The 16,890-nt window shown below is 45.8% G+C and carries 12 protein-coding genes; 3 read left to right on the forward strand and 9 right to left on the reverse strand.

The window, feature by feature from the left end; translation table 11 throughout:
• Positions 1 to 209: 209 nt before the first annotated feature.
• Positions 210 to 3,551, forward strand: a complete 3,342-nt coding sequence (locus QUA80_RS20015; protein ID WP_333426847.1) for a PAS domain S-box protein — start codon at positions 210 to 212, stop codon at positions 3,549 to 3,551.
• Between the two features lie 72 nt (positions 3,552 to 3,623).
• Here QUA80_RS20015 and QUA80_RS20020 read toward each other — a convergent pair whose 3' ends face one another.
• The 7 genes from QUA80_RS20020 to QUA80_RS20050 all read right to left on the reverse strand — a co-directional run bounded on the left by QUA80_RS20020 (position 3,624) and on the right by QUA80_RS20050 (position 13,855).
• The gene (locus QUA80_RS20020) at positions 3,624 to 4,463 is read right to left on the reverse strand and encodes an RAMP superfamily CRISPR-associated protein (RefSeq protein ID WP_333426848.1); all 840 of its coding nucleotides are present in this window, start codon (positions 4,461 to 4,463) and stop codon (positions 3,624 to 3,626) included.
• A complete protein-coding gene (locus tag QUA80_RS20025; protein WP_333426849.1) occupies positions 4,460 to 4,900 on the reverse strand; it encodes a hypothetical protein in 441 nt (146 codons plus the stop codon). The genes QUA80_RS20020 and QUA80_RS20025 overlap by 4 nt, the downstream gene beginning before the upstream one ends.
• 4 nt (positions 4,901 to 4,904) lie before the next feature.
• The gene (gene cmr4, locus QUA80_RS20030; RefSeq protein WP_333426850.1) at positions 4,905 to 5,867 is read right to left on the reverse strand and encodes a type III-B CRISPR module RAMP protein Cmr4; all 963 of its coding nucleotides are present in this window, start codon (positions 5,865 to 5,867) and stop codon (positions 4,905 to 4,907) included.
• An 11-nt stretch (positions 5,868 to 5,878) separates the two neighbouring features.
• The gene (locus QUA80_RS20035; RefSeq protein ID WP_333426851.1) at positions 5,879 to 9,049 is read right to left on the reverse strand and encodes a CRISPR-associated protein Csx11; all 3,171 of its coding nucleotides are present in this window, start codon (positions 9,047 to 9,049) and stop codon (positions 5,879 to 5,881) included.
• The gene (locus QUA80_RS20040; RefSeq protein WP_333426852.1) at positions 9,039 to 10,271 is read right to left on the reverse strand and encodes an RAMP superfamily CRISPR-associated protein; all 1,233 of its coding nucleotides are present in this window, start codon (positions 10,269 to 10,271) and stop codon (positions 9,039 to 9,041) included. Before QUA80_RS20040 ends, QUA80_RS20035 begins: the two co-directional genes overlap by 11 nt.
• 35 nt (positions 10,272 to 10,306) lie before the next feature.
• A complete protein-coding gene (gene cmr1 / locus QUA80_RS20045) occupies positions 10,307 to 11,536 on the reverse strand; it encodes a type III-B CRISPR module RAMP protein Cmr1 (protein WP_333426853.1) in 1,230 nt (409 codons plus the stop codon).
• A gap of 153 nt (positions 11,537 to 11,689) precedes the next feature.
• Positions 11,690 to 13,855 carry an iron uptake porin gene (locus QUA80_RS20050; protein WP_333426854.1) on the reverse strand — a complete coding sequence of 722 codons (2,166 nt, stop codon included), beginning with the start codon at positions 13,853 to 13,855 and terminating at the stop codon, positions 11,690 to 11,692.
• Positions 13,856 to 14,015: 160 nt separating this feature from the next.
• On the opposite strand from QUA80_RS20050, the gene QUA80_RS20055 reads away from it, so the two are divergent.
• A complete protein-coding gene (locus QUA80_RS20055) occupies positions 14,016 to 14,747 on the forward strand; it encodes a sucrose-phosphate phosphatase (RefSeq protein ID WP_333426855.1) in 732 nt (243 codons plus the stop codon).
• Positions 14,748 to 14,902: 155 nt separating this feature from the next.
• The gene (locus tag QUA80_RS20060; protein ID WP_333426856.1) at positions 14,903 to 15,256 is read left to right on the forward strand and encodes a DUF6464 family protein; all 354 of its coding nucleotides are present in this window, start codon (positions 14,903 to 14,905) and stop codon (positions 15,254 to 15,256) included.
• Between the two features lie 145 nt (positions 15,257 to 15,401).
• Here the strand turns inward: QUA80_RS20060 and QUA80_RS20065 are convergent, their stop codons facing one another.
• Both QUA80_RS20065 and QUA80_RS20070 read right to left on the reverse strand, forming a co-directional pair.
• A complete protein-coding gene (locus tag QUA80_RS20065) occupies positions 15,402 to 15,752 on the reverse strand; it encodes a late competence development ComFB family protein (protein ID WP_333426857.1) in 351 nt (116 codons plus the stop codon).
• A 74-nt stretch (positions 15,753 to 15,826) separates the two neighbouring features.
• A complete protein-coding gene (locus tag QUA80_RS20070; protein ID WP_333426858.1) occupies positions 15,827 to 16,135 on the reverse strand; it encodes a DUF1830 domain-containing protein in 309 nt (102 codons plus the stop codon).
• Positions 16,136 to 16,890 lie beyond the last annotated feature (755 nt).

Raw genomic sequence — 16,890 nt, forward strand, 5'->3', positions numbered from 1 at the left:
TATAAATTAACAAGCAGGATTCCTTTGAAGGCAGAAACAAGCAGAAAAAAAAATGAGTCAAGCCAATTTTTTTGAGGTATAATTTACCGCAAAAATCCTGCATAAGAGTCTTCTAACTTGGACCTTCGGAGAATAGGCAATTCTGTTAAACTATAGGGTGTGCTGCAAGTCGGGATAGACAATAAACTAAACTCAATTTATAGAAACTCATGCAGATCGATATCAGCATTCCTTCTGAAACGCTATCGCCGACTCGTACTGGCGGCACACCGAATTTAATAGAAGAAGTCTGGAGGCTGTACGATCGCGCCCTGGCAGCTACCAGCAACGGCATCGCGATCGCGGACGCTACTCGGCCGGACAAGCCTATAGTCTACTGCAACCGGGCTTTCGAGCGGATTACAGGCTACGATCGCACCGAAATAATCGGGAAAAACTGCCGCTTCCTGCAAGGCCCGGATACCGATCGCGCTGCCGTCGATCGAATCCGCGCGGCCCTGAAAGAACAACACGACTGCAAAGTAGTTCTGAAAAACTACCGCAAAGACGGCACCCCCTTCTGGAACGAACTCACCATCTCGCCGGTGCGCGACAGCAGCGGGATCGTTACCCACTTCATCGGCGTCCAATCTGATATCACCGATCGCTTCCAAGCAGAAGAAGCCCTCAAACAAGCCGAGGCAAAATACCGCAGCATCTTTGAAAACGCCACCGAAGGCATATTTCAAACCGCCCCAGACGGGCGCTACCTCAGCGCCAACCAGGCACTAGCCCGAATGTACGGCTACGATTCCCCGTCAGAACTGATCGCCAAATGTTCGGCAAACAACCTTTACACCGATCGCACCCGCCGCGCTTCCTTCATGGCAGAAATCAGCAAAAACGGTTCCCTGAAAGAGTTTGAGTCCTGCGTCCGCCGCCGGGACGGCAGCACTACCTGGATCTCGGAAAACGTGCGCGAAGTCCGCGACGCAGGCGGCGAAGTTCTTTACTACGAAGGAACCGTCGCCGAAATCGCCGATCGCAAACAAGCCGAAGCAGCCTTGCGAAATCAAGAATACTGGCTGAAAACCGCAATTAACGCCGTCCCCGACGCGATCAACCTTACAGACAGCGAGGGGCGCTGGCTGATTGCCAACGACTGCGCCCTCCAACTTTTGGGCTGGGAAACCGCAGACTATCAGGGCAAAACTACTGCCGAACTCGCTGTCGCAGCCGATCCGAGAGTCAGAGAAATCCTGCTAACTTGGCAGGAAACCGACGAAACCACCTGGCAAGCAGGCACTCTTACCTCCAGCCGCCAAATTGTCCCCTTGCCTACAGGCGGCAGCAATTTGTTTGAAGTGCGGAAAGTGCCGCTGTTCAACCCCGACGGTTCGCGCAAAGGTTTGGCAGTGGCGGGGCGGGACATCACCCAGGAAGTGGCAGCGGATGCAGCTTTGCGAGACAGCGAACAGCGGTTTCGGGCAATTTTTGAACGCGCTGCGATCGGCATGGTAGTCGCTACTCTCGAAGGTGTTGCGATCGCCACTAATCCGGCATTTCAAGCTATGCTGGGGAGATCGGAAGCTCAACTGCGGGGTGTGGGCCTCGACGAATGCGCGCACCCGGAAGACGTAGAAGCTTCGCGCGAGTTGCGCCAACAGTTGGCCGCGGGCTGGCGCGAAGCTTACCAAATAGAAAAGCGCTACCTCCGCCAAGACGGCAGCATCCGGTGGGGACGCCTCAGCGCCTCTGCGATCGACAGCAGTCAGGGAACGCCGCAGTTTATTTTGCAAATGGTAGAGGATATTACCGATCGCAAACAAGCCGAGTCAGCTTTGTTCCAAAATGAGGCTAAGTGGCGATCGCTAATTCTCAACAGTTCCGACATCATTACTATTCTCGACGCCAGCGGTCGCATTGTTTACGAAAGCCCTTCTGTAGAAAGAGTTTTGGGCTACGAACCCGATGAACTCGCCGGTCAAACTGCCCTAGATTTCATCCACCCTGACGACCTGCCCTCGGTGATGTCCGACGGCGAAAAACTGATCGCAAATCCAGGCGATCCGATCGCCCTAGAAGGTCGGTTCCGCCGCGCTGACGGTTCTTGGTGTTTTCTCGAAGGCGTCGGCATCAACTTGCTAGCAGACCCCGCTGTGAAAGGAATTGTGATCAACTCCCGCGACATGACGGCGCGCCGGCAAGCAGAGTACCGCCTCAGCAAAATCAACGAGTGCTTTTTGGGATTCACCACCGACGCGGCCCAGAACATCCAGCGCCTGACATCCTTAGCCGGCGAGCTTTTGGGCGGAAACTGCGCCATATACAGCCGCTTAGGTGGCGGACTGCTGCGCGCGATCGCGACTTGGCAAGCGCCGCCGGACTACCCGCCGGTCGATCGCGCCGAAGGCCGCGTCTGCACCGACGTATGCCACAAAGGAAGCGATCGGGCTGTGGCCATTCCTGACTTGCAGAACACGATCTACGCCCAAACCGATCCCGCTGTCATCCGCTACCAACTGCGAAGCTATCTGGGACAAGCCGTGCGGCTGGGCAACAATTATGTGGGTGCGCTGTGCGTTGTCTACACCGAGTCGATCGCGCCCACAGAAGCCGACTGCAAGCTGATCGGAATTATTGCCGCAGCGATCGGAGTTGAGGAAGAACGGGCCGCCGCCGCCTCGCGCGATCGGCAAAAATCTCTGGAATTGCAAACAGCTTTGCGCGAATTGCAGCAAACTCAAATGCAGTTAGTACAAACCGAAAAAATGTCTTCCCTCGGACAAGTGCTAGCAGGAATTGCCCACGAAATTAACAACCCAGTTGGCTTTGTCGCCGGCAACCTCTGCCACGTCCGAGGCTACGTTCTCGACTTGTTAGAAATAGTCCAAGTATATCGAGAAGAGTACCCAAATCCACCCGCCAAAATTCAGCAACAAGCCGATGATATAGACTTAGAATTTCTCGCAGAAGACCTGCCAAAATTGCTCAATTCGATGCAGATAGGGTGCGAGCGAATTGTAGAAATTATTCAAACTCTACGCAATTTCTCGCGGGCCGACGAAGCGAAAATCAAGACAGCCGACATTCACGAAGGTTTAGAAAGTACCTTGTTAATGTTGAACAGCAGACTCAAAGCCAAGGCCAACTGGCAGGGCATTGAAGTGATTAAAAAATACGGAGAACTGCCGCAAATACAATGCCATCCCGGACTGTTAAATCAGGTTTTCATGAATCTATTGGCCAATGCGATCGACGCCTTAGAAGAAACCAGCAGCCAAGCAAAAAATACAGCCGATACTATATTTCCTACAATTACGATTCAAACTGAAATGATTGATAACAATAGCATTTGTATTCGGATTAAAGACAACGGTCCGGGCATTCCCGAAGATCGGATCGTGCGTTTATTTGACCCGTTTTTTACCACAAAACCAGTAGGTAAAGGCACTGGTTTAGGTTTATCAATTTCGCACCAAATTGTCGTTGAAAAACACAACGGCAAATTGCAGTGCCTCTCAGAACCAGGTAAAGGGACCGAATTTATCATCGAAATTCCCATTCGCTGAGTTCCTCCACCAACAGAGACATCATCTGCTTTAGTTAGCATAGGCGCGATCGGGGTTAGAATCTAGTCGCTATCACTGTGACAAATGCCAAATGCCAAATTTTCCGATCGCAAAATCCGACTTTTGCGCGACTGTACTACCGGGAATCCAGCAAAGATCGCAAAAGCTTACATATTGTCCGGCATAGCGGTTGGTTGATTCCTTCGATCGCCATTCCCGACCCACCAAAGGCTCTATCTCACCACTAGCTACCAAGTTTGTCGATGAGGTATGGGCTAACACTCGTTCTGCCTGGATGATAACTCTATCTTCATTCTCGATCGAGACTGCCTGGCCATTAAACAAATCTTGATTTTCAAGTGGTTTAATCTCAACTATTTCAACCATGCCCCACCCGTAACCCCGTTCGCCACCCATTTGTAGTTTCTGACAAGCATCTTTCCAGTTGACCCTACAACTCTCTTTCTCAAACACATAACCCACCAGATAAACCTGTTCGCCTTTATCTAATGTGCGAGGTGAAATAAACTCAACTTCATGCAACAATCCCTCATCGGCTGCTTGTTGGGGATACACCAACGCAGTGCTGTTATAGCTACTCAAAAAATAGCGACGAAACAGACTTTCGTTCTTCCAAAACCATTCGATTGGATAGTCTCCATTTGATTTTATTGCAGGATAAAAGTAAGTGTAAGCTAACTGCTCGTGGACTTTGTTTCCATAGGATTCATACTGCGTTGAATCAGTCGCAGAGCCATCGGTTCCATCGCGGGTTAATCGCATCGTTAGTGCGCCCCAAAACACTCGTCCAGTCACATAGGGACGGGTGCGCTGCACGTTGCCCACTTTGCCACAGCCAATGTGCATTGGGGATTTCAGCTTAAACACCAATCGATACGCTGTCCAGGTCACGGAGTTTCCTCCTGCTCATTTTTTGGTTTTTCCTCAACTTGACGAGCTTTTGCGCCATAGCGGGCATAAATAAGCATTTGTTCTAGCGTTTCTTTCGTGAGTAATAATCGTTCTAAATTTTGAGTTACATTATCGGTAATATGCTTTAAAACAATTTCAGAGCGAAGATCGATCTGTCCGTTATTCATTGGCTTGTTCCAGCCAAAACCTAATTCCTCTAACAGATTCAGCATTTCTGCAACCACAGCCTTACCATTATCTTTCTCTTTAGCGAGTAGATAGAGCAAACAGGCATATACGCCATCCTCTTGCAAAACGCCTAATGTCTTGGTGACTGTATTTTCTACATCACTAGCTTTTTGACTTTTGGTATTAGCAATAAATGCCTGTGCTTTTTTTGCAGCGAGGCGATCGAGATTGTTTTCTGGATTAATCATTGCCTTACTTTTTGCTAAAAATAGTTTCTAATTCTACATTTACAGGAGCGCCAATTGTTGCCATGCGCCCAAAGCCGCGCGTACCCATACCACCGACTCCGAGCCATTCAATCATACGGAACCCTGCTTTCACTACACACAACGCACCTTTCCAAGAATCTCCTGGTAGTGGATTATTTTTAGCAGTTTTATCTTTAGGAAATGGACGATTTTCCTCGCCATCGCGGTAATCATCAAGGACAACTTCTGCGGTCAGGAAGGTAGCGCGGGGAATAGCTTCGTATGTGAACAAAGCTCCTTCGTCGGCTGCACCAGTATTCGGATCGATCGCCACCGATGTTCGTACCTCTAAATTACTATTTACGACTTGGCTGAAAAGAGCATCTTTGACGAGAACAATTGTGCTAATAGCTTTGTAGCGCGGTTCATCTCGCCATTCAAAAGGTGCTTGTATTTCTGCTTTCTGGTCAGCAACATTGACCATTAACCAGCCTAGATTTAATCGTTTATCAGGTTTGTCCCAATTCAAAACAACAGTGGTAACATCATTCCAGTCATCAGGCAAATTGGTAAAACCAGCTTCGTCTAATCGCTCTCTGGTACTTACCCACACGGGACCAACCATCGAATGCACGGGAAATAGCAGCACATGAGCATCAAAAATATTCACCACACCAGAATACATATTAATGTTCTTGATATAGCCAAACGTATAACAGACCGGATTTTCAGCTATATTTCCTGTAACTTTGTCATGGCTTTGTCCGGCGGCTTCTGGCGTTTCATACAACTGGGCTGCGTAGGATCGCGCCGCCCCATGCAAACTCGTCCCAGGAATTTTGGGAATTTTGGTTCCCGGTTCTCGCACAATGCTCTTGTCAACCCGTCCCAGGCGATAGCCCCCAGTGCCGATATGCACGGGGTCGAGGGTCATAAACAGGTAGCGTTGCCGTTTGTAGGTTGCCATTGTTGTTTTCCTTACCGTTCCTTTAAGATTTCCATGTGCAGTTCTGCCAAGTCTGCCAGTTCGCCGCGCACCCCAGCTTGAATGAGTTGCTGACGTTCAGCTTTAGGGATACTCCACCATTTTTTGTCCTTAGGCCATGCAGCCTTCGCCAGGGTGTCTTCAACAAACTGCTGAAACACGGGATCTTGCACAGACTGATTTTTCTCATCTTGCCCGTACCAGGTTTCGCGGGTGGCTTCGATCGTATGAATTATCTGATGGCGCTGTGAGGTTTCCAGGGTTTTTAGAATTTTCCAGAGGATGTCGAAGCGATCGAGGTCTTCTAGGTAGAAGGGACGAGTCTGGCGCGGACGGCGACCGTTTTTGTCGTCGTAGTAAATCTCGAAGCGGCGGGCGGTGCTGTCGAGGAATTCAAAGTCGAAGGTGGAGGGTGTGAAATAGATGCGATCGCCCTCTTTTAAATCAGCAGCATGAACTAGCCAGCAGGGTGTTGTTTCACCAGGGCGCTGACTTTTGATTGCCCTTTGCCGTCCATTCACTTGGCTGTCATCACCATTTGTTTCTAGAAAGATGTAGGGATACCAACTATCCTCAGTTGTGCCATCACCCATTTGGGCCGGGACGTGCCAGGTGATAGTGCGATCGCCTTGAGTTAACTCAAGAGTAATAGTTTCATCAAATTGTTTAGTCCCATTTGCCAGTTCTTTCTTCTCATCCGGCAATTTTCCTTTACTTGTCGATCGCACTTCCCAGAGTTGCTTATCTGCAGGCGATTTGTAGTTCAACATCTGCCGTCCCGCATCCAGAGCCGATCGCAGAGGGGTACGACGATTGAAATATACGACACCTAGATGCAAGGGGAGGCGGTTGCGAACTTTGCCCATTTCGCGATCGTATTTCGTTTTGATTGTTGTGACTATATTCAGAGACTCCAGAGAATTAAGATTGTTTGCTGGAACAAGTGCAATGAAAGTGCTAGGTTCAGTGAGAATTTGAATCACAGGACTGTATTCTATGGAATTAAATGTAATGACATCATCGTTGATTTCCAATTGACCGCGCAATCTGTTAGAACTTCCATATCCAGTAGGCTCTTCTATCGATACTTGCTGATTGAGTAATTGCCTACGAATAAAACTAGCTGCTCTTTCATTATCTGAGGATAAATTATTGTTTTCATTTCCTCTTGCATCAGAGAATGTGTGCAGTTTTTTGGCAACATACCGAAGGTTATCTGTTGTAATAAGCCTATCATCCCAGAGTAAAACACTTAGCTTAACGTTTCTAATAACTAAATCGTAGTTTCCAAAATTGACTAATTTGAGTCGAGAAATTTCAGACAGTCTAATTTTAATAATGAGCCGACATTTCACTTTTGGTAGCTGTGTATCTGGGACATGATTTATGACTTCTTGCCAAAATTTTTGAGTGGTTTCCCATACACGTCGCAAGCGAGCAAATGAGGGATTTTGCCGCATCATTGCCAGAGCTAGAAGAAATGGGTCTTCAATTCGTTTCTTGCCTGAATTTGGATCTTCACCTAAATCAGTATCGGTAACTTGTAAATCATAAAATGGCTGTAGCCGTGGGGGATTTTCGCCTTTACGCAATCCGCGCGAATTTGAAGGTACTAAACCATCTAGCAACGTATTGGGAACAAATTGTTGTTTGTTTTGAGGTTTCTTTTGCAAAGCATTTTGAATGTCACTGAGTAACTGCTGATAGTCAAAATTATGTTGCTTGCTTCGCTCTTTCCATAACTGAGATGCTGGATTAGAAGAAACTATACTATTAAATGCTTCACCCATCAGCCATGATTCTAGTTCAAAGCGCCCAACGATTAAGGCAAGACGACCGTTAGTATCTGCAACTTCATCAATCCAAATTGTTGTGGGTAGGTTTTCCGTCCAGTCTTTAGCGCGAGTAATCCGCCGATCGCAGCATAGATCGCAGACTTTTAATCTTAATGCTTTGTCGCTCGAACCGATTGGTCGTAAGTTGCAGACTGGACAAATATCCTGCTTTTCTTTAATGTTCCAATAAGGTGCGATCGATTGAGAATTAGCAGTGAGTTGATCGGGCGGAGAAGTTACCAATCTTCCGAATTTCAGAGTGTTGCGAGTGCGATCGCTCAATTCTAAAGTCCAACAGGCTTCACCCTTAAACTGATGGTTGGCGATTTCTTGCAAATGTTCATGCAATGAACTTCCTGATTTGACCGTCGCATCAAGTAAATCATCAACATCTGGAACAATAAAGACACTACCATTCTCATCTCTATAAACTTGTAATCCCAGAGGATATTCCTCTTCTATAACTTTTTGGACTTTATCCAAGGCTTGGCCAATCAACTCTTTACGTGCCAGCAAGTCACCAATGCGAACAGAATCACCCCAAAATGCAAGACCATCTAAGCCAACTTTTAGTAATCGCCAGTGATATTTGTCTTGAATGATATCAGTAACAGGTTCTTTCCACCCTGCTACTGCTAGTAGATTTTGTGCTAATGCTGCTTTGAGAAAGGCAACACTGGCGGAAGTCTGGTCAAACAAAGAAACATCACTCAATGGACGGCGAGTTTCGGCAACTGTTTGGCGAAAGTATATTTCTATTTTACAGATAAAATTTTTACGGTTTTTTTGCCAGTCAAACGTTGAATTAGAAAATAAATTATTTAACTGGTTGATATTTTTTTGCAAATAATCATACAATTTGTGACGCTCAGTTTGTTTGAGATCGATAGTGTTTCTCTCAGTACCAAATGCAGTTGATAGATAGACTGTACCTGATTGACTAGGTGCGAAGCGATTCAAGACTCCTTTTTCAATTCCCGATCCGCGTCCATGTGCATCGTGCATCAAACGCACTAATCCTTGTGTAATCTTTTTAGGTTCTTGCTCTCTATGCTTTTTAATAAAATCGAAAAAACTTACGGAACTAGATTGAAACTCAGAAATGCCGAGTTGAGCCCAAATCAGCCCTGACCATGACGGATCTCTTAATAGCCGATCTAGTTCAGTAAAACTTTCTGTTAAATCTGAAGGAATTTCAATATCAATCCCACTCTGGGGATCGTTCAAAAAATCTTCATGCAATTTTCCTAGCATATGTAGCCATGCTGCTACTTCTGCCAAGAGAAGGGCATCACGTTTATCCGCTAAATCTTGTAGGTTATGAGTCATGGCTGATTTCCTCACTTTGATGTAGAGGTTCTGCTATTTGCTGGGTGCGCTCGCCCAAATCACTCAACTTATCAAAACAAACTTCAGTCATAGTTGGTTTTGGCGACGGTTCAGCTTCAGGTATTGATTCTACTCTCGCAGTTTCCGCTAATCTAAGCTGTTCACTATCCCACCACTTTTTAGCCTTGTCGTAAAGCTGTCCAGGTTTTTTCCCAGACTTTCCTTGCAAGTATTGTTCTTTAGACTTGAAACTACCATCAGGATTTAAGAAATCTGGATCGATTCGTCCAGGTACAACCAGATAGCGATGTAGATCGGGTTCTGATGTTTTTACTTCCGGTTCCGGTTGTTTTAACTCTGGCCAATCAGCCCTAATTGCAAAAGCCACTTTTCCCATAACCTCAACAATCCCGAAGCCACTACTGGTCTTTGCTCCAAAACCATAAACTGTGAGCATTGCTTCTACACCTTTTATAACTAATTTTAAATCTTCAACGACTTCTCTCTCGTCAATTTTACAAAAAGGTACATACAAAATAACAAAGTCACCCAAAATAACAAAGTCACCTGTTGCGCTGATTGGAACTGACTCGATAAAAATGGGATTTTTGCCTGTGCCTGTTTTGCGATCGTGGGGATTAATTACCTCTAACCCAATCTTATCAAAAAAAGTTGGATAAAAGTAGAGCCGACCGGATTGACCTTTTTCATCATCACGAGCATCACCAAAAATCCGAATAATTTGCTCATCTTCTTCTTGATATCCCATTTGCCACAATGTTGCCCTTAATGCTCCTTTCCAGCTTGTCGAGGCAACCATTGGGGTTTGGAAAACTTTGTCTTTCCGAACAGGATTATCGAGTAAGTGGAAAGCGCGATCGTCCTTGCTCAGATAGGGTTTACGCAGTTTGAATGGAACGCGCAGCATGAAGCTGAGGGATGGCAAGTGGTTGAGATCAGAGAGTTTAGGTGTGAAGTGAAACGCATCAGGAATAATGCTGGCATTTAAATGCTTTTGCCAAGCATCACGAATGGAATTTTTGAGTTCAGAACCCTGAGCTTCATACCATAAATAAGATAGGTGAGGTTCAATTTTAACTCCCTTTTCAGCAGCTTGTTCTATCTTGCTTTCTGCCTGTTGACGCGCCTTTTTATCCTTGCGTTGTTTCGCTTGATCGAGTTCTACTTTTGCTCGATCGAGTTCATTCAGCGGCTCGCCCAACTGCTCTTTCCGAAAAGCGTAATAGTCATACTGCATCAGCCATCCTCCTGCAATTTCAACAAGCTACGCAGAAACACCTTTGCATCCATGATATTTGGTGTTTTAGTATCTCTCATTAAATTCATCTCACGCCAATCGCACAAGGTATAGTTTGTTGTCAGGTGTTGATAAATAACATTCACGATCTTTTCTCTATCCCAGCCATTTTTGTAAACATCTGTTTGTGTAGGAACCCAACCCCACACGCGCATTAGCTTGTCATCATCGTAGGCACGGGAGATTTTGATTTTGGCAGCCATGCGATCGCCTTCCACCGTGCCCATAATGAAGTGACGTAAATCTTTGTCTCTATCTTTTTTCTTGGGACGTGATTTTCCATCTTCATTCGTTCCATTGTTTGCATTAGGATCTGTTCTAAAAAGTTGCCGGAGGTCATACTTCAAGTTAAAAGTGTCTTTTTCAGTAAATGAATCGATTGAGTGCTTAGGCTGAATCTGTGCCAGGAAGATGTTTTGTAGCGAAGGTAAATCTTGATAGATTTTGTTTCCCGCTATAGCAATGAGCCATTTATAGAGAGTTTGTGTATTAAAGCGAATCGGCTTTGATAAATCATCGTCCATTACCTCAATCACACCAAAACCCATTTGGGAACGCGCACCTAAAGCTGAACGATCGGCTATCAATTGAATTAATCCACCAATAACTCCTGGATTGAAATCTGGCTGTAAGCTCTGGATTTTAAGGATAAGTGTGCCAGTTTTTGGAGTATTTGCAGGCTGCGGTTTAATATCTTTTCGGGTTGGATCTGGAAAATACCAGGTTGGTGTTTTCGATTTGCCTTGATTATTGGTATAGGAGCGATTTGCTTGGATAGGATGCTGAATGACTGTATCAGAGATTTGAACCTCCTGAACCTCCAACCTAAACTGCCGTTTTTGACCTTCTGCACCAAAAATTTTGCAGACATCACAAAGTCCATTTTTGCGCGAACATTTCTGTTCCGTTGGGTCACACGCATTTCCCCCAACTCCTCGCACCAGCACTTCCATCCACCAGCGCAGACTACCCAAGATACCTGTTTCGTGAATGCGATCGACCTTACCAGCCTCAACACCGCCCGTCCAGAGAGGAGTCAATGTCTTGATTTTTAATTTCAATGTCCTAGCGCAAAAATCTTCCATTAAAAAAAATGACCCTTTCTTTGCCGAGGTGCCAACGTCAAAAGAGAGTTGAGTAATTTTGGTATAAGGCTGTCTGTGATTCATTATATCAAATCGGGTGACATCGAAATTATTTATCTATAGGCTGCGGAGCGCAAGAAATCTTTAAATTCCCAACTATGAGATTATTTATACTCGCGCACCGCCCACCCTTGAATAATACCGATGCTACCGGAAACGATATGAATCTAGGTTTAGTTAAAAACTAAACTGCGTCCGCAAATTCCCCACAAAAATTGTCGGGTTGTTATCGAAATTATTGGGATTGCCGATCGCATAAAATGCCGGCACGATGGAAATATGGTCGGTGAGAGGCAAATAATAAGTTGCCTCAATTTCGTACTGAGTGCCGCCATTCCCTCCGCCAGAAACCAGAAACCTCCGACCGCCAGTAAAGTCAAAAGGTACTAAATATGACACCGTAAGCAAAGCTCCTTCTTTGAACAAATTGGGAAATGCAAGTCCTAACTGATAAGATTGATTTTCGATCGTGCCGTCAGGTCGGTTAGTCTTGGGAAATATATTGGTTTCGGCGTAGCCGTAGCGGCCGAAAAGACCAAAGCCGCGAGTGACTGACCAATCGAAATTGAAACTGTAAGTATTCGCAGTCGCGTTCCCGAGGCGGCCGCCGAAACCGTCATCTGCCACACCGTTCAACGGCTTGCTGTTAGGAGATCCAATTAAACCGCCGATTTGCTGGATGTTGGAACGGCTGTACAAAAAGCGCAAATTAACCCGATCGCTCGGACTGAATGTTAATTCTGCTGTAGTCGTATTTGTCCCGCCAAACAATCCTTGAGACGGATTGGAAGCCGAATTAAACACGGAAGTGGGCAAAAATTCCGTACTCTCGCCCAAATAGCCAAAGCGGAGTTTCAATGGGCGGCCGATATCCCACAAAACCAAAGCACCCGCACCGCGTCTGGTAGCGCTTAACAAAGGACTGTTGTTAGAATTAAAGCTGCTCGCACCGTCTACGAAAAAGTTAAAGTTATTGTTGTCGAAGTAGCGGTAGAAATTAATCCTCGGCCCGATTACTACTTGCAAGCTGTTACTAACCGGAAACCGATAGGAAAGTTCCCTCAAGACAACTTCATTGGGATTTCCTCCCGCAGTTTGATCGAGAAAAGGAGTGCCGAATGTATTGAAAAAACCCACCGAAGTAAACTGGTTGGCTGGGGAATTGCCGTTACCTACAGCTAGCTGTGTAATCAATTCGTCTTTCCCTGTAAACGAAGTAGTGAGGGTCAACCAAACTAACTGGCTGAAAGTGATTTCTGGGTCGTCAACTTTCTGCACGATCGGTCTGTTGGTGACAGGATCTCGTCCGGCTACTCGATCGAGCGCAGCAGCTTTTCCATTTGTCGCTTCAACTCGGACTCGATCGCCCGCAAAAGCTCCAGTCAGGTTAAACCAAGCAAATCCGTTGAGTTTAGTAGTAGTTGAAAATTGGTTGGCTTCCAATTCTGCTGTGCGGGCTTCTAAAGCATCTACTCTACCGCGCAATGTAGCTAATTCTGCCGCAAATTCTTCTTGCAATCTTTGCAAAGCAAGTAAATCTTCTCGGCTGACTAAATTACCAGTAGAACCGCCAAGTTGTTTGGTAATTTGATCCAAGCAAGCGTTTAATCCGGCGGCAAATTCGTAGCGAGTCATTGCCCGATTGCCTCGGAATGTGCCGTCTGGATATCCCGCTATGCAGCCGTATCTTTCTACCAGGGATTGTAGTGCTTGAAAAGCCCAATCTGTTGGCCGCACGTCGGACAGTTGGGAAACAGAGGTGACTTGTGCTGCGTCTTCTTGTATGCTGAGGTCATCAGCGGTGCCAGTCTCGCTGCTGATGTCGGCAACTTTGCTGGCTTCAGCAACGTTTTGAGACTCAGGAGAGTTTGCAATTTCTAACTTCTGTGGGGGCAATTCGCCAATTGCCTCCGTTATTTCTGGGGCTGTTGTTGCACGATCGACTGCTGCATCTGTTTCGGGTAAAGCGCGATCGATCCATGCTATATCTGTTTGAGGTAAAGCACGATCGACTGCTGCATCTGTTTCGGGTAAAGCGCGATCGATCCATGCTATATCTGTTTGAGGTAAAGCGCGATCGACTGCTGTATCTGTTTGAGGTAAAGCGCGATCGACTGCTGAGTTAGTCTCTGCGGTTATCGCCGCTAACTGCGGTATCTCAGTCTTACCTGCTGCTGGCGCTGCGTCTGGGGTAGCAGCAGGGACGGCACTACCCTCTAGCGCAACTTCAGGAGTTAAGGTATCCTGAATTTGAGCTGTTGCTGCGATCGGCTCCAAAGGCACCGCCACACCAGAAATCAAGAAAGACAGCCAAAAAGCTTTAACGGAGGTTGAATTATTCACAAAAACACTCACACCACTTGTTGAAAATTAAATTTGGCCCATCTTAAACGATCAGTTTGGTTATAAATGTGCTTGGTTTAACAAATTCTGATAAATACTTAAAATAATTTTAGGAAGCGATCGATTCCCAATCACTAATGACTGATGACTAATTTCCCAAATGAAGTTTTTATTAGTTACAGATTTAGACAACACGCTAGTCGGAGATGACGAAGCAACTCAAGTTTTAAACCAGCACTTGCAATCAAAGCGAGCGCAAATTTGTTTGGTTTACGCTACCGGGCGTTCTCATGCTTCAACTTGCGAATTAATTGCCCAAAAGCAACTGCTAGCACCGGACTATTTGATCGCAGGTGTAGGCAGCGAAATTTACCAAGATGGAACCCTCGATTTAGATTGGGCGGAATATCTTTCTCAAGATTGGGATAAAATGGCGATCGTCTCTTTAGGTCAGCAGTTTTCTCAGCTTAAATCCCAATCCCCAAAAGAACAAAATCCTTGGAAAATCAGTTATTGTCTGGAACCAGCAGCAGAAAACAGCTCGACTCTCCAGGCATTGCAGCAAAAATTAACTCAATCGGGACTGGCAGCTCAAATCATTTTTAGCAGCAATCGCGATGTAGATATTTTACCGCAGACTAGCAATAAAGGCAATGCCCTTACTTATTTACAAAAGCGCCTGCAAATTCCATCTGAAGCAACATTAGTTTGCGGCGATTCTGGCAATGATATCAATATGTTTGAACAGGATGTCCGGGGAGTAATCGTTGCTAATGCTCTGTCAGAACTATTAGAATGGCATCGCGAATGCGGCACTAAAAATCATTATTTAGCTAGTTCTGCTTGTGCTTGGGGAATCATGGAAGGAATGGCATATTTTTGGAAATTTTGATTGCGGAAAATCAAAGGAATCAAATCTTCACTACGAACGCATTCCCAGCACCTCAAGTCCCGCAAACCCTGAAAATCTGTGCGGAATCTCCACCGCGTCTCGATCGAAACGGAGAGTGCGATACCATCAGCGTGTAGTCGCGAACGCACCGCCAGATGGAACAAAATACTTTACCTGTAGAGGTGATTCTCTCTCACCCCCGCCAATCTTTAGGTAGCATTCGGCTGGATTGGACGCCGCAACCGGGGAACTATCTAGATTTAGAGGGAGAAACCTACGCTGTCTTGGAACGCCACCACCGCTATCAACTCAAATCCGGCCGCTACCGATTGCAAAAAATTGCCCTGTACGTGCAGTCTGCCGCACCGCCGACGGAAAGAACTTTTGTCAGCGGCATCTGGGTTATCGGAGATGCTAGCTGCCGCTTTAATGCTCGATCGGAAATTCTGCGCTGTGCTGTCAATCCCAATGGCCCGTGCGATCGCTGCTGCGATTACCAAAAGTCCTGAACGATCTTTCACAGGAGTGTTCGCTGCGATCTCGCGAAGCCAGACATATAGGCTGTGCTGTGCTCTGACAGCGAACACTCCTAAAAAACGCTTTTTACAAAAGTGAGATGCTGCCATCACCATCTCCCTCAATTACGCCAAACTATCAAAACCAAGTAGCAACTCTCGAACCGAATTTAACTTGTTCAGGAAGGCGGTAATCTATCTTCTGATAGCTGTGCAGCAGGTCGCGAATGCCAGCATGAATCAAATTTTCTATGTGCAGCAACTGTTCTGAAGAACAGCGAACCTGGACTGTTTGGTGTGACACCGACTCGCCGGAGTCGATCGCAGTATATCTATTAGGAACTCGGCTCAGCACGTAAGCAATTAAATCCTGCCGCAAGCCCGAGGGCGAAAAAGCTTGTTGGTAGGGATGCGTCGGATAAGACTCCAAGATAATTTCTACTTCTTCTGTGACTACAGCTAAGGTAATATTGACAAGATTTTTCTGCATTTTCCCCGTCCCTCCACACTCGTTAACTAATATTTTTGTTGCCGCTCTCGATCTCATGTGATTTCTGCTGAATCTTAGCGCGCTAATAGCGCCAATCGTTCTTCGGGAATCACCAGCTCGCTCTCGGAACTTACCTCTTCTATAACCCGCAGCACGTAGCAGGGAATCTTGTCCGATAAAATAGCACTTGCCACCGCACCAGTGTGAATTTCTAATACTGCTTCAGCAGCAGCTTCAAACATCAGTCGCTGTCCCGGAAACATCACTCTTTCAAAGTACCAATTTGGAATGTTTTCAATCCGAACTACCTGAGTTAGGCTGGTAACATTTGCGTAATAGCACAGAATTTTGTTGTTACATTTAGAAGATAGCCGATCTAACATTTGAAAAATCTCCACACTCTTTCAAAAACTTACTCAGACTTGGTTTGGGTTGTTAGCGATAATTGCGAGTTTTGCTCTTGACAAAATGAGCGACTTATTTTTATGTTGTTGTTCGAGAGGGCAAATCACATCCTCAGTTATTGATTTTTTTATTATTGATTTCTCCTGTCCACACTCAAATGAATTGCACATAAACCAGGTTTTTCCAGGTTAAAAAACCCGGTTTGTTTGGTATACAGTGCGTAACTCCTTACTTCTTCAGGTTGGTTGTGCTGTCGCACCACTTAATAGAAAGTACAGTTACTGACCGGAACCTCTCTGACAACAGGTTTGTTGTTTGCCAGCGGCATGCTGCTGAGAGTGCGATCGACTTTCAACTCAAGAGCTTGAAGTAAAGATTATCTAAAAAATATGAGGAAATTCTGAAGAGAATCATTTTTTTGATGAATATACTTTGGCCGAAGCACAAACTGCAACTCTTACGCAGAAACCGGGGTTTTTACTAAAAAATTTGGCTGCATTCGCGAGTGCGGGTTAAAAAACCCGGTTTCTGAGGCAAGCGCGGGTAATTGCTGGATTAGCTAGCACAAACCGGGTTGTTGACCAAAAAATTCGCTGCATCTGAGAGCTCGGGTTAAAAAACCCGATTTGTTGGGGCAAGTCTGCCTAACTTATACAGTATTTATTCTGCGTGTAAATATGTTAGTAGCCGATCGACTTTGCGAGAAACAAAAAACCCCGAGTCCATGAGGCGA

It is taken from the genome of Microcoleus sp. F4-D5, assembly GCF_036704885.1.
Classification (GTDB): Bacteria; Cyanobacteriota; Cyanobacteriia; order Cyanobacteriales; family Microcoleaceae; genus Microcoleus.